Source organism: Rhodococcus sp. NPDC058521, from assembly GCF_042719695.1.
In the GTDB taxonomy this organism is placed as follows: domain Bacteria; phylum Actinomycetota; class Actinomycetes; order Mycobacteriales; family Mycobacteriaceae; genus Rhodococcus_F.
Genome location: NZ_JBHXNL010000001.1, coordinates 445,316 through 459,097, shown reverse-complemented (window position 1 = coordinate 459,097; position 13,782 = coordinate 445,316). Strand labels below are relative to the sequence as shown.

At 64.5% G+C, this 13,782-nt stretch carries 15 protein-coding genes; 10 read left to right on the top strand and 5 right to left on the bottom strand.

All coding sequences use genetic code 11. The features are described 5' to 3' along the window. The first annotated feature begins 153 nt into the window (after positions 1–153). Genes ACFWO3_RS02145 through ACFWO3_RS02125 form a run of 5 tightly spaced genes read left to right on the top strand, consistent with a single transcriptional unit; the run spans position 154 to position 3,606 of the window. Entirely contained in the window at positions 154–474 is a 321-nt protein-coding gene (locus tag ACFWO3_RS02145; RefSeq protein ID WP_378573202.1) for a type VII secretion target, read from the top strand. Positions 475–476: 2 nt separating this feature from the next. Next, on the top strand, positions 477–1,634 hold the full coding sequence (locus ACFWO3_RS02140) for a C40 family peptidase (RefSeq protein ID WP_378573200.1): 1,158 nt from the start codon (positions 477–479) through the stop codon (positions 1,632–1,634). 8 nt (positions 1,635–1,642) lie between these two features. Then, a complete protein-coding gene (locus ACFWO3_RS02135) occupies positions 1,643–1,987 on the top strand; it encodes a hypothetical protein (protein ID WP_378573972.1) in 345 nt (114 codons plus the stop codon). Then, positions 1,984–2,295, top strand: a complete 312-nt coding sequence (locus tag ACFWO3_RS02130) for a YbaB/EbfC family nucleoid-associated protein (RefSeq protein ID WP_378573198.1) — start codon at positions 1,984–1,986, stop codon at positions 2,293–2,295. The genes ACFWO3_RS02135 and ACFWO3_RS02130 overlap by 4 nt, the downstream gene beginning before the upstream one ends. A gap of 42 nt (positions 2,296–2,337) precedes the next feature. After that, complete coding sequence (locus tag ACFWO3_RS02125) at positions 2,338–3,606, top strand: primosomal protein (RefSeq protein WP_378573196.1); 1,269 nt, start codon at positions 2,338–2,340, stop codon at positions 3,604–3,606. 15 nt (positions 3,607–3,621) lie between these two features. Here ACFWO3_RS02125 and ACFWO3_RS02120 read toward each other — a convergent pair whose 3' ends face one another. Genes ACFWO3_RS02120 through ACFWO3_RS02110 form a run of 3 tightly spaced genes read right to left on the bottom strand, consistent with a single transcriptional unit; the run spans position 3,622 to position 6,421 of the window. Continuing rightward, entirely contained in the window at positions 3,622–4,704 is a 1,083-nt protein-coding gene (locus ACFWO3_RS02120; protein WP_378573194.1) for an adenosine deaminase, read from the bottom strand. Between the two features lie 9 nt (positions 4,705–4,713). Then, positions 4,714–6,024, bottom strand: a complete 1,311-nt coding sequence (locus tag ACFWO3_RS02115; protein ID WP_378573192.1) for a thymidine phosphorylase — start codon at positions 6,022–6,024, stop codon at positions 4,714–4,716. Beyond that, positions 6,017–6,421, bottom strand: a complete 405-nt coding sequence (locus tag ACFWO3_RS02110) for a cytidine deaminase (protein WP_378573190.1) — start codon at positions 6,419–6,421, stop codon at positions 6,017–6,019. The genes ACFWO3_RS02115 and ACFWO3_RS02110 overlap by 8 nt, the downstream gene beginning before the upstream one ends. Before the next feature lie 252 nt (positions 6,422–6,673). Between ACFWO3_RS02110 and sdhC the strand changes: the two genes are divergently transcribed. The 5 genes from sdhC (at position 6,674) to ACFWO3_RS02085 (ending at position 11,690) form a co-directional block, all read left to right on the top strand. Beyond that, complete coding sequence (sdhC, locus tag ACFWO3_RS02105; RefSeq protein ID WP_378573187.1) at positions 6,674–7,078, top strand: succinate dehydrogenase, cytochrome b556 subunit; 405 nt, start codon at positions 6,674–6,676, stop codon at positions 7,076–7,078. 1 nt (position 7,079) lies between these two features. Continuing rightward, on the top strand, positions 7,080–7,535 hold the full coding sequence (locus ACFWO3_RS02100; RefSeq protein ID WP_378573184.1) for a succinate dehydrogenase hydrophobic membrane anchor subunit: 456 nt from the start codon (positions 7,080–7,082) through the stop codon (positions 7,533–7,535). A gap of 15 nt (positions 7,536–7,550) precedes the next feature. Then, entirely contained in the window at positions 7,551–9,302 is a 1,752-nt protein-coding gene (sdhA, locus tag ACFWO3_RS02095) for a succinate dehydrogenase flavoprotein subunit (protein ID WP_378573182.1), read from the top strand. After that, complete coding sequence (locus tag ACFWO3_RS02090) at positions 9,302–10,081, top strand: succinate dehydrogenase iron-sulfur subunit (protein WP_378573180.1); 780 nt, start codon at positions 9,302–9,304, stop codon at positions 10,079–10,081. Before sdhA ends, ACFWO3_RS02090 begins: the two co-directional genes overlap by 1 nt. A 322-nt stretch (positions 10,082–10,403) precedes the next feature. Next, positions 10,404–11,690 (top strand): D-alanyl-D-alanine carboxypeptidase family protein, encoded by a 1,287-nt coding sequence (locus ACFWO3_RS02085; protein WP_378573178.1) that lies wholly within the window; start codon positions 10,404–10,406, stop codon positions 11,688–11,690. A gap of 21 nt (positions 11,691–11,711) precedes the next feature. Here the strand turns inward: ACFWO3_RS02085 and yhjD are convergent, their stop codons facing one another. Beyond that, positions 11,712–12,740 (bottom strand): inner membrane protein YhjD, encoded by a 1,029-nt coding sequence (yhjD, locus tag ACFWO3_RS02080; RefSeq protein ID WP_378573176.1) that lies wholly within the window; start codon positions 12,738–12,740, stop codon positions 11,712–11,714. Between the two features lie 6 nt (positions 12,741–12,746). Next, positions 12,747–13,778 carry a tryptophan--tRNA ligase gene (gene trpS, locus ACFWO3_RS02075; protein WP_378573174.1) on the bottom strand — a complete coding sequence of 344 codons (1,032 nt, stop codon included), beginning with the start codon at positions 13,776–13,778 and terminating at the stop codon, positions 12,747–12,749. Between the last annotated feature and the right edge of the window lie 4 nt (positions 13,779–13,782).

Sequence of the window (13,782 nt, the reverse complement as noted above, 5' to 3'; positions counted from 1 at the left end):
CAGAATCTCGTCCGGGGACGACGATATCGTCGGTCTGATCGTGCGTGTCGGTCACGCCGGAGGGCAACCGCAGGGGGTTGAACCGGGGTGGAACCGAACCGACGTGATCGGCGTCCAATAGAGTGAGACGATCAATTCGACCGGGGGATTCACATGACCGACCTATCGGTGTCGACCGACGGCGTGACGGCGTTCGGTGCAACGGCTGCTTCGATGGCCGCCGAGATGACTGCGGCAGCAGCGGGGGCCGCCGCGGCGGGCCCGATGCTTCTCGGCCCGGTGTTCGGCCTCATCGGGGGTGATTTCGTGGCCGCGTTCGCCACAGCCCATGCGGCGCACACCGCATCGATCGCGGAGTTGTCCGGCGTCCTCGGAAGTATCAGTACCGCGGCCGGCGTCAACGCCGCCGGTTACGTCGCAACCGAGACGAGCAACGCCGCGGGGCTCGGGGCCGTCGGATCGGAGCTGACCTGATCATGATTCCCATCGATCTCCTCACCCGTCCCCTCATGAGCCTGCTGGAAACGTTCGGCAGTGGCGTTCTGCCCGCCGGCAATCCGGCTGACGCACTGCGCTTCTCGTCGTCCGCGATCGACTCGGTGCATTCCACGGGCAAGGTCGGTATCGGCAACGTCAGTGGCGCCTGGCAATCCGAGGCGGGCACCGCCGCCATCGACAAGGCCGAGCAGGTGCAGAAGTCCTCGGTCGGCGTTTCCGATCGCGGTAACGACATCGCGACCGTGGTCGCCGACGCATCCGAGATCGTTCGGGCCGGAATGGCAGAACTCCAGGGCATCCTGCAGTCGTTCGTCAACATCGCGGTCGCGGCAGGTCCCACCCTCGCCACCCCACCCGGTCAGGCGATGATCATCGCCGCCGCCGTCGAGCACCTCGGCCAGGCGCTCGTCGTTGTCGGCCGGGTACGTGCCGAGTTGAGCGCAGAGACCGCGAAGATGACCGCCCTCACTCCTGCCGAGCACGTCCCCGAGGATGCGGCGCCCGCGTCCACCTCGTCGGCCGCTGCAACCGCGCCCACGTCCGCGGCGAGCGCGGGTTCCGATGCGGTGACCAAGACTGTGTCGAGCGCCGCCAATTCGGGTACCCAGTCCATCTCCGGGCTGATGAGTGGTGGTTCCGGCGGCAGCAGCAAATCGTTCGGCTCACGCAGTTCGCGCGGTGGCGCCGACTCACTGCTCGGTGACAAGAGTTCCGATCGCGACCGTGACGCCGCCGGCGGCGAGGGCGTCGAGGTCGTGCTTCCCGACGGCAGTACCGCGGTCGCACCCAACAAGGAAGCTGCGGAGGCCGTTCGCAACGCGCTCTCACAGCAGGGTGTGCCCTACGTGTGGGGCGGCACCACTCCCAACGAAGGTCTGGACTGCAGCGGTCTGACCCAGTGGGCGTACGGCGAGTCCGGAGTCGAGATCCCACGCCTGGCTCAGGAACAGAACGTGGGCTCCGCCGTCGACGCAGGCGACCTCATGCCCGGCGATCTCGCCATCTGGGACGGCCACGTGGCGATGGTGATCGGCAACGGTCAGCTCGTCGAGGCAGGCGACCCCGTCCAGGTAGGCCCGATCCGCACCACCAACAGCGGCATGGGCTTCAAAGGCTTCTACCGTCCGACCGAATGACAGGAAACATGTTCCCTCCCACCCCACCACCGGCAGGCGCCACCGCCGCTGTCAGCAACCGCTCCGGCACCGTGTCGGTGCGCACCACCGAGCAGGGACTCCCCCTCGAAGTTCGTATCGATCCTCGTGAACTGCGCTACGACGCTCAGCGGCTCGCCGACGAGATCCTCGAACTGTGCCAGCGGTCGGCGATGGAAGCAGGAGCCCGACGACGCACCGAACTCGAGCGGGACGGCATGCCGAAGGACGTCCTCGATCGGTTGGGGCTGCCCACCCGCGCCGAGGTTGCCGACGCACAGCTACGCCAAGACGAAGAAGAACACGGCCCGACGAGTTGGATGCGACCGGTATGAGTGAAAACCAGATGGATGCGATAGTCGGCCGCGCGACCGCGCAGGTCAACCTGCTCGAGGATGCGCTCGCAGGCCTGCACAACATCAAGGCGCGCGCGACGAGCAAGGACGACGACGTCACCGCGGAAGTCGACGGCAACGGCACCCTCGTCGGCCTGTGGATGAACGAGTCGGTCACCAAACTCGACGCACGTACCGTGGCATCCCTGGTCACAGAAACTTCACAGGCAGCGGCAACGCTCGCATCGGAGCAGCGCATGCAGGTTCTCACCCGACTGCAGAACTCTTTCGAGAATCCAGAGGCATGACCCGGCTATATCTTTGCGCTCGAGCTAGATAGGCTTCCCGCCATGGCTGGAGACATCGTGCCGATCGAACTCGGTCTCACCGACGGCGACCTCGTAACCCTGTGGGCACCCCGCTGGCGCGAAGGTGACGACGAGTGGGAAGCATTTCTGGGTCACGAAGAAGATCTCTACGGATTCGAATCGGTCGCAGAACTGGCAGCGTTCATCCGGACGAACGACGACAACGACCTCGTCGACCACCCCGCGTGGAAAGTCGTGGCCGGGTTGTCCGCAGCCGAGTTGGAACCGGACGAAAACTTCTCCTTCGATCTCGTCGGAGTGCCGGAACTGGCCGCCGGCGACCCGGACACACTCACGATCAGTGAGCTCGAAGACACCCTCAACATGGTTCGCAACATCGGCGAGGTGTGCGAGCTGGCTCCGGTCCTCAAGTTCTTCGGTTCCAACCCCGCATTCGGCGCGTTGCCGTCCGGGACATCCGCATTCCAGGGGCGCGACGGCGAAGAGCTCTGGACGCAGATCGGGTCCGCGATCGCCAAGGGCTGGGACGACGTCCTCGACGCCGTCGACGGCGTGATTGCCACTCCAGAGGTGGACGCGGAAGCAGTATCGGTCGCCGAAGCGGAGTTGGTTGCCGCCGACGAGAACACGGTCGACATCGACGATGCTGCCGACGAATCCGACACCGACGACGAGTTCGTCCCGCTCGATCTCGACGAGAGCGACGACGACAACGAGGTCGAGGACGACGATGAGTTCGAAGAAACGTTCTGGACTTCGGTCGGAGTCGATCCGATCAAGATCATCACGTCCTCGGAAACGTACTTCACGCTTCGGTGCTACCTCGACGACGATGCGATCTTCCTCGGCCGTCAGGGTCTGATCTCGGTGTTCTCCTCCGAACGTGCGTTGGCGCGCTACCTTGCGGACAATTCGGATCATGATCTGTCGCAGATCAGTACGTACGACGATATTCGGGTTGCTGCGGTAGACGGCTCGCTGGACATCGAGGTCACCGACGAGAACGTCTATGTGCTTCCGGGCCTCGCGGACGATCTGGCCGGAGGCCCCAAACAGGTCGATGCGGACCAGCTGGATCTGGCAGTCGAACTGTTCACCGACGCTGCGGATTTCGCCGACGACGATTCGGTCGAGTCCACTCTCGCAGTTTCCACCCCGCTGGGCTGGTACGTCTCTTTCGTACTCGAGCCGGACCCGACTCGCATGGCACCTTCGGCGCCGTTCGACGACGAGGCCGAATCGTGGCGTGAGCTCGAGCGTGCCTTCGAGGCGCGGCTGCGTCCCGAGTAACCAGCGTGGCGCCGGTCAGCCGACGAGGACGGCGAACCCGGGTTTGATCACGTCGTCGATGATCTGCAGCCGCTCGTCGAACGGGATGAACGCCGATTTCATGGCGTTGATGGTGAACCGTTCGAGGTCGGTCCAGCCGTATCCGAAAGTCTGGGCGAGACGATGCATTTCCTCGCTCATGCTGGTTTCGCTCATGAGTCGGTTGTCGGTGTTGACGGTCACGCGGAAGCGCAGCCGAGCGAGCAGATCGAACGGATGCTCTTCGAGCCTGCCGACCGCGCCGGTCTGGACGTTGGAACTCGGGCAGAGTTCGAGCGGAATTCGCTTGTCCCGCACGTAGCTCGCCAGCAGTCCGAGCGTGGCGGTCCCATCGTCGCGTGTGGTGATGTCGTCTGTGATACGGACTCCGTGGCCGAGCCTGTCGGTGCCGCAGAATGCGACCGCCTCATGAATCGACGGTAGCCCGAACGCCTCACCGGCGTGGATCGTGAAGTGCGCGTTCTGGTCTCGCATGAACTCGAAGGCGTCGAGGTGACGACTGGGCGGGTTGCCTGCCTCCGCTCCGGCGATGTCGAAGCCGACCACACCGTGCTCCCTGAATCGCACGGCGAGTTCGGCGATCTCGCGCGATCGTGCCGCATGACGCATGGCGGTCAGTAGCACCCCGATGCGGATCACTCGGCCGTCGTCGAGCGCCGCCCTGCAACCTCGCTCGAATCCGACCAACACGTTCTCCACGACCTCGTCGAGAGTCAGGCCTTCGTCCAGGTGTTGTTCGGGGGCGAACCGGATCTCGGCATAGACCACTCCGTCCGCGGCCAGATCCTCGGCGCACTCGCGTGCCACCCGCTGTAGCCCGTCCGGGGTCTGCATGACCGCAACCGTGTGCGCGAAGGTTTCGAGATACAGCTCGAGCGAGCCGCTGTCCGCTGCTTCTCGGAACCATCGCGCGACACCTTCTTCCGTGTCCGCCGGCAGCACGTGATTGCAGTCCTCGGCGAGTTCGAGGACCGTCGAGGGCCTCAGTCCCCCGTCCAGATGATCGTGCAGCAGTACCTTGGGCGCCCGGCGCACGGCCGACAGATCCACAGCGGTCATGCCTCGACGTTAACCCCGGCCGGGTCCGATTCGCTCGATGACGAGTGGCGCGGCGTTCACCGATGTCTCGTCGCGGACCGTCCACGCGTCGGCCAGTGCGGCCCGGGCGACATTCATCCTTTCCGGGCTGTCGGTGTGCAGGGTCGCGAGTGGTGACTCTGCACGCACCCGGTCACCCGGCTTCGCGTGGAGTTCGACACCTGCAGCCGCCTGGACCTTCTCGCCCTGTACGGTCCGGCCGGCACCCAGCTTCCACGCAGCGACACCGACGTCCATCGCATCGAGAGCGGTCACGACTCCGTCGGTCTCGGCGTATACGACTTCGTTGTGCCGCGCCACCGGGAGGTCGGCCTTCGGATCACCTCCCTGGGCCGTGATCATCGAACGCCAGCGATCCATCGCTCGGCCGTCCCGCAACGCCGCTTCGGGGTCGACGTGGCTCAGTCCCGCGGCGTCGAGCATTTCCCGTGCCAAGGCCAGGGTCAGCTCGACGATGTCCGCCGGTCCGCCACCCGCCAGGACCTCGACCGCCTCGCGCACTTCCAGGGCATTGCCCGCGGTACGTCCGAGCGGGGCATCCATGGCGGTGAGGAGCGCCACCGTGTGCAGGCCGGCACCGGCCCCGAGTTCGACCATCGTCTGTGCCAGTTCGCACGCATCGTCCCGCTGCTTCATGAAGGCACCGGCGCCGACCTTGACGTCGAGAATCAGCGCGCCGGTTCCCTCGGCGATCTTCTTGCTCATGATCGAACTGGCGATCAGGGGAATCGATTCGACCGTTCCGGTGACGTCACGCAGCGCGTACAGGCGCTTGTCGGCGGGAGCGAGATCCGCTCCCGCAGCGCACACGACCGCCCCGATCTTCGGGTCGGCGAGAATGTCGACCATGTCGTCGGCGCCGAGATCGGCCTGCCACCCTGGAATGGACTCGAGTTTGTCGAGGGTGCCGCCGGTGTGCCCGAGGCCCCGCCCCGATAGTTGGGGTACCGACGCGCCGCAGGCTGCCACCAGCGGGGCGAGCGGAAGCGTGATCTTGTCTCCAACTCCACCCGTCGAATGCTTGTCGACAGTGGGGCGCCCGATCCCGGAGAAGTCCATCCGCTTGCCGGAGGCGATCATCGCGTCGGTCCAGTGCCGCACTTCGTCCCGGGTCATGCCGCGAAAGTAGATCGCCATCGCGAGTGCGGACATCTGCTCGTCCGCCACGATGCCCCGTGTGAAGGCATCCACGACCCAGTCGATCTGGGCTGGTGCGAGTTCTCGTCCGTCTCGTTTGGCGGCGATGATCGACACCGCGTCGTGCGCTCCACGCTCAGCCACGGCCGATCCTCGCTTTCTGTGCGGGCCCGAAGGCGTCCGGCAGAAGCTCGTCGAGGCGCACGGCTCCGTCCGGGTGGTCGACCGCGAGTTCGCCCCCACCGTGCTCGAACAGAAGTTGCCGACAACGTCCGCAGGGCATGAGAATTCCGCCTTCGGAATCACTGCACGTGAATGCGACGAGATGTCCGCCACCCTCCGAAAACAAGTTACCGACCAGTACGCATTCGGCGCAGAGGGTGAGTCCGTATGAGACATTCTCCACATTGCATCCCAGGACGATTCGACCATCGTCCACGAGCGCCGCCGCCCCGACCGCAAAACCCGAATACGGCGCGTAGGCACCACCACTCGCACCATGCGCCTTGTCTCGCAACATATTCCAGTCGACTTCCACCATGGTTGCCCATCCAATCACGCCGTCTGAATGGATGCAGGAACAAGCCACGTTTCGGCGTTGTCGATATGGACAGGCAAACCTAAGTGCATACCACGAGGTCATCCGAATTCGGAGCCGAATTGGTTCCCCGGATTCGGATGGGTTTAGAGTTCAGAGAAGTCGGTTCAGGATCTCGTCGGGTCCAAGCTGAGGTACTCCCACACTGCATCAGGCTCGACGCGTCCGCCAATGACGTTGGAGGCACAGCACTCGATGAGTAGCACGACTGAAGTCGCTCCGGAGAAGGAGCGCACACGGTCGCTTTACCGGGGCGATCCCGGCATGTGGTCCTGGGTTTTGCACCGGATCACAGGCGTGATGACTTTCTTCTTCCTCTTTGTACACGTTCTGGATACCGCGTTGGTGCGCGTCAATCCCGAGACGTACGACAGCATCATCGATACCTACAAGACCCCGTTGGTCGGTCTGATGGAGATCGGGCTGGTTGCGGCAGTGCTCTACCACGCCCTCAACGGTATCCGCGTGATGCTCGTCGACTTCTGGTCCAAGGGACCGCAGTACCAGCGCCTCATGCTCTGGGTGATCCTTGCGATCTGGTTCGTGGTGATGATCCCGGGCGCCGGACGCATCTTCTACAACATGTTTGCGGAGCACTGACATGGCGACTACTCATGGAGCCGAGGCCAAGACGCTCGGCACTTCGTACGACCGTCCGGCCAGTCTGGACAACCCGCGCTCACCGCGCCGCAAGAACAAGACCAACTTCGAGCTCTACGCCTGGCTGTTCATGCGGTTCTCCGGCCTGGCCCTGGTCGTCCTCGTCTTCGGTCACCTGTTCATCATGCTGTTCCTCGACGAGGGTGTGCACCGGATCAACTTCGCCTTCGTGGCCGGCCGTTGGTCCAGCCCGTTCTGGCAGTTCTGGGACCTTTCGATGCTCTGGCTGGCTCAACTGCACGGCGGCAACGGCCTGCGGACCATCATCGCGGACTACTCCCGCAAGGACTCCACGCGCTTCTGGCTCAACACGATCCTGGTCGTCTCGATGATCCTGATCATGGGCCTCGGCACGTACGTCATCTTCACCTTCGACCCCAATATCTCGGCGAGCTAGGGGAGCACAGACTTCATGCAGGAACACCGTTATGACGTGGTCATCGTCGGCGCAGGCGGCGCTGGCATGCGCGCAGCCATCGAGGCCGGGCCCCAGGCTCGCACCGCGGTTCTGACCAAGCTCTACCCCACCCGCAGCCACACCGGCGCGGCACAGGGCGGCATGTGCGCCGCCCTCGCCAACGTGGAGGAAGACAACTGGGAGTGGCACACCTTCGACACCGTCAAGGGCGGCGACTACCTCGCCGACCAGGACGCGGTCGAGATCATGGCCAAAGAGGCCATCGACGCGGTCCTAGACCTCGAGAAGATGGGTCTGCCTTTCAACCGCACGCCCGAGGGAAAGATCGACCAGCGTCGTTTCGGTGGTCACACCCGCGACCACGGCAAGGCGCCGGTTCGCCGCGCTTGTTACGCCGCGGACCGCACCGGCCACATGATCCTCCAGACGCTGTACCAGAATTGCGTCAAGCACGACGTCGAGTTCTTCAACGAGTTCTACGCCCTCGACATCGCCATCACCGAGACCGAGGACGGACCGGTCGCCACCGGCGTCATCGCGTACGAGTTGGCCACCGGCGAGATCCACGTCTTCCACGCCAAGTCCATCGTCTTCGCGACCGGTGGTTCGGGCCGCATGTACAAGACGACGTCCAACGCTCACACCCTCACCGGTGACGGCATGGGCATCATCTTCCGCAAGGGCCTCCCCCTCGAGGACATGGAGTTCCACCAGTTCCACCCGACAGGTCTCGCCGGCCTCGGCATCCTCATCTCCGAGGCTGTTCGTGGTGAGGGCGGCATCCTCCGAAACGTCGACGGCGAACGCTTCATGGAGCGCTACGCCCCCACCATCAAGGACCTCGCACCACGCGACATCGTGGCGCGGTCGATGGTTCTCGAGGTTCTCGAAGGCCGCGGCGCCGGCCCGAACAAGGATTACGTCTACATCGACGTGACCCATATCCCCGAGGAAGTCCTCGACGAGAAACTCCCCGACATCATGGAGTTCTCTCGTACGTACCTCGGTGTGGACCCCGTCAAGGAGCCGGTGCCGGTCTACCCCACCTGCCATTACGTCATGGGCGGTATCCCCACCCGGATCAACGGTGAGGTGCTTCGCAACAACGACGAGATCGTCAAGGGCCTGTACGCCGCCGGCGAGTGCGCCTGCGTATCCGTGCACGGCGCCAACCGTCTCGGCACCAACTCCCTGCTCGACATCAACGTCTTCGGTCGCCGCGCCGGCATCGCCGCCGCGAAGTACGCGAACGAGACCGAATTCGTCGACATGCCGGAGACGCCCGAGAAGATGGTCGACGACTGGATGGCTGTCATCCTCTCCGACCACGGCCACGAGCGTGTCGCCGACATCCGCAGCGAGCTGCAGCAGTCGATGGACAACAACGCCTCGGTGTTCCGTACCGAAGAGCGCCTCACGCAGGCACTGAAGGACGTTCGCGCCCTAAAAGAGCGGTACAACCACATCACCGTGCAGGACAAGGGCAAGCGCTACAACAGCGACCTGCTCGAAGCCGTCGAACTGGGCTTCCTCCTGGAGATGGCCGAGGTCACGGTCGTCGGCGCCCTGAACCGCAAGGAATCGCGCGGTGGTCACGCCCGCGAGGACTTCCCGGATCGCAACGACGCCGAATACATGAAGCACACGATGGCCTACAAGGAGGGCGACGGCCTGCTCTCCGACATCCGTCTGGACTACAAGCCGGTGATCCAGACCCGCTACGAGCCGATGGAGCGTAAGTACTGATGAGCGCACCTGTAGTCGACAAGAGCGAAGACAAGTCGGACCTTCCTCCGGTTCCGGACGAGGCCGTCATGGTCACCCTCAAGATCGCACGGTTCGATCCCGAGTCGGGCGACGGCCAGCGGTGGGACAGCTTCCAGGTCCCCGCGCTCCCCACGGACCGAATGCTCAACCTCCTGCTGTACGTGAAGGGTTACCTCGACGGCACCCTCACGTTCCGTCGTAGCTGCGCCCACGGCGTGTGCGGGTCGGACGCGATGCGGATCAACGGCGTCAACCGCTTGGCCTGCAAGATCCTGATGAAGGACATGCTGCCCAAGGACGGCAAGCCGATCACGATCACGGTGGAGCCCATCAAGGGTCTTCCGGTCGAGAAGGACCTCGTCGTCGACATGGAGCCGTTCTTCGACGCGTTCCGCGCCGTCAAGCCGTTCCTGATCACCACGGGCAACGAGCCCACGCGTGAGCGGATCCAGAGCCAGCACGACCGTGCTCGTTTCGACGACACCACCAAGTGCATCCTCTGTGCCTGCTGCACCACGTCGTGCCCGGTGTACTGGAGCGACGGCAGCTACTTCGGTCCCGCCGCGATCGTGAACGCGCACCGCTTCATCTTCGACAGCCGTGACGAGGGGGCGTCCGAACGTCTGGACATCCTGAACGACAAGGACGGCGTGTGGCGGTGCCGCACCACGTTCAACTGCACCGATGCGTGCCCTCGCGGCATTCAGGTCACCAAGGCGATTCAGGAAGTCAAGCGCGCTCTCCTGTTCTCGCGCTAGAGATCTCGATCTGCGACTACGCCCGATCCCGTCCGGAGTCGGGCGTGGTCGTGTATCCGGTCACCGAACGCGTGCCGCCACGAGGTAGCCGACGAGGTGCGAGGCGACCAGCGACGGACTGGACAGCGACACCGTGCGCGATCGGTCTTCGACCCCCTCGTGTACCGATTGGTCGTGGTGGGAGCGCCAGTGACCCGCGACGGGACTCTTCGCCTTGCGACCCTCGCGGTGCGCGCAATCGCCCGCTGAAAGCAGGACGACACCGTGTCGTACCCGTCAGAACTCGCTTCCGACCGAGGTCATCGAATACTCTGCCTCTTCGATGAGGTGGCAACGAACAGGTGCAACATTGGCGGCAGGGGCACTCCTGGCAGGTCTGTCCCTCGGCACGGCAGTCGCCGAGCCGCTGCCGCCCACCACGCCACCGCCGTTCAGCACCCCCAACACGGACTCGTGCCCGAACAAATCGATCCCGCCCCCGGCCATCGATCGTTCCGAGGTCCCCCAGCCCGGTGAGACGGCTCCGAGGCCCGTTCCGGTCCCTGACCGAACCGTCGGCGGCGAGCGGATGAGCGAATGCGGTGTGGTCCTGCCCGACGATGCGCCGCCTCTGCCCGCCGACATCGCGGCCACCGGTTGGATGCTCGCCGACGTGGATTCCGGCGAGGTCCTCGCCGCGAAGGATCCCCACGGACGCTACCGCCCTGCCAGCACGATCAAGATGCTGCTGGCGCTTGTCGCGCTGGACGAGCTCGACCTGAACCAGACCGTCACCGCGACCCCCGAAGACGCCGCCACCGAGGGCAGCGCCGTCGGAATAGGTGCAGGCGGCCAGTACACCAACATGCAACTGATGCAGGGGCTCGTAATGGCATCCGGTAACGATGCCGCGCACGTACTCTCCCGCCAACTCGGTGGTGACGAGGCCACGGTCGCCAAGATGAATGCGCTCGCCGAGGAGCTGGGCGCTCACGACACCCGAACCGCCACCCCGTCGGGCCTCGACGGCCCCGGTATGAGCAGTTCGCCGTTCGATCTGGCCGTGATCCTTCACGCCGCCATGAAGAACCCCACCTTCGCGAGGCTGATCTCGACGGAGCACGTCGAATTCCCCGGCTTCCCCAAGAACCCCACGATCCCCGGGGACGAGGACAAGCCTGCCTTCGCGCTCGCGAACGACAATCAGCTTCTCTACAACTACGAGGGTTCGTTCGGCGGCAAAACCGGCTTCACGGACGACGCACGCCACACCTACGTCGGCGGGGCCGAGCGTGACGGCCACCGTTTGATGGTCACCCTCATGGGTGGCGAGGCACAACCGTTGCGGCCGTGGGAGCAGGCTGCGCGACTCCTCGATTACGGCTTCGCACTCGACGCCGATTCGGTCGGCTCGCTCGAGAATCTGCCTGTCGACGAAGTGTCCGGGGACGAGACCGCGGCCTTGGCTGCCGCTCCCCCGGATCACGCGCCTTCGGGAACCGTCCAGGCATCCGGTTCCGACGACACCGGCAATTCGCTCGCCGTGCGGGCGGGTGTCGGTGTGGTCGGAACCGGTGTGGTCATCGGACTACTCGGCTGGGCCCGAAGGCTGGGTCGAGCGCGCCGTTGACCGCTGCGCTGCGAACCACGCTCAGCTGCGCGACTTCTTACGTCCGAACAGGCCGGAAAGCCCCAGAGCGGCAACGATTCCGACGCCGACCAGTGCCGCGCCACTTCGCGCCGAAGGACGCCCGGAAACGTGCATCCGCGGCGAGATGATCGCCGGGTCCGGAGGCGGCACGAATGCCATCGCCATGCTTTCTTCGGTGGTGGCCGCCCAGGCGGTCGCGAACAGGATCATCCGGCAGGTCATGAAGACGAACACGAGCAAACCGATGATCGGACCGAAAGCCGCACCCGCGGGTCCGCTCGTGACAGAAGCCAGGTAGATGGCCGCGACCTGCTTGAAGATCTCGAACACCACCGCGCCGAGCAAACCGGCTTTGATGGCACTGCGGAACGCGACCGGCTCACGCGGGAGCCGAGAAATGATCCATGTGAAGATCGCCCACGTCGCTGCCACGGCAAGCACGGTGGACAGGATGCGCAAGCCGATTCCGATGCCCGGAATCGCGTCCAAGTGCAGAAGGTCCACGACCCACTTGGTGATGGGCCCACTGCTGAGCGCCGAGGCACCGATGGAGACCACGATCGCCAAGCCGAGGCCGAGCAGGTTGATCCCGTCACTGATCTTGGTTTTGACGAACCCGTCCGACTCGCGCTGGCTCTCCCACATCGCTGTGAGGGCGTCCCGCAGGTTGGCCATCCAACCCAGGCCTGCATATGCGGCACCGAGCAGACCGATGATGCCGACGCCCGCGCGCGAGGCGATTGCCGAGTCGATCGTCTGGTTCAGAGTTTCACCGAGACTGCCCGGCGCTGCCTCCGTCACACTGTCCTGAATCTGGGTCAGCCACTCCGGGTGCCCTGCCAACACGAAACCGGCGATGGCGAACGCCACCATGATGATCGGCACCAGAGCGAGAACGCTGAAGTACGTGATCCCGGCGGCGTAGTAGTCACCCTTTTGTTCCTGGTACCGCTTGGCCGCACGGACCAAGTGATCCAGCCACGGACGGGCAGCCCGCTGACGCTCGAGAAAACTCGGGCCTTCAGCCATGGAACGTCATCCTTTCGACCTGAGGAATCCAACCTTGTCGTACACGGTGGCGAGGGTCTGAGCCGAGACTTCCCGGGCACGGTGCGCGCCCGCGGCCATGATCCGGTCCAGTTCGGCTTCGTCGGCCAGATACTCCTTCACGCGCGCCTGCAGCGGGGTCACGTAGTCGGCGAGCACCTCTGCGGTGTCGGACTTGAGATCGCCGTAGCCCTTGCCCTCGTAGCCGGCAACCAATTCGTCGACGGACCTGCCGGACAGTCCTGCCTGAATGGTGAGCAGGTTGCTGACTCCCGCCTTGTACTCGGGGTCGTAGCGAATCTCTCGCTCGTTGTCGGTGACTGCGGACTTGATCTTCTTGGCCGACACCCTGGGGTCGTCCAGAAGGTTGATCAATCCGGCGGGACTCGGACCCGATTTGCTCATCTTCGAGGTCGGGTCCTGCAGGTCGTAGATCTTGGACGTGCCCTTGATGATCTGAGCTTCGGGAACGACGAACGCCCTGCCGAAACGACTGTTGAAACGTCCCGCGAGGTCGCGGGCGAGCTCGAGGTGCTGGCGCTGGTCCTCGCCCACCGGAACGCGCTGAGGTCGGTAGAGCAGAATGTCCGCGGCCATCAGTACCGGGTAGGTGAACAATCCGACGCTGGTGTTGTCACTGCCCTGCTTGCTCGACTTGTCCTTGAACTGCGTCATTCGGCTCGCTTCTCCGAAACCGGTAATGCAGTTGAGCACCCACGCCAGCTGGGCGTGCTCGGGGACCTGACTCTGTAGGAACAGGGTGGCGCGGTCGGGGTCGATCCCGAGCGCCAGCAACTGTGCGACACCACGCTTGGTTCTCGCGCGCAGTTCCTTCGGATCCTGCGCCACGGTGATCGCGTGCAGGTCCGGGATGAAGTAGAAGGCGTCGAAGTCGTCCTGCAAGGGAATCCATTGCTGCAAGGCGCCGAGAAGATTGCCGAGGTGGAACGAATCGGCGGTGGGCTGGATGCCGGAGAGCACCCGTGGCTTGGTTGTGGATTTCACTTCAGGCGACGACATGGTT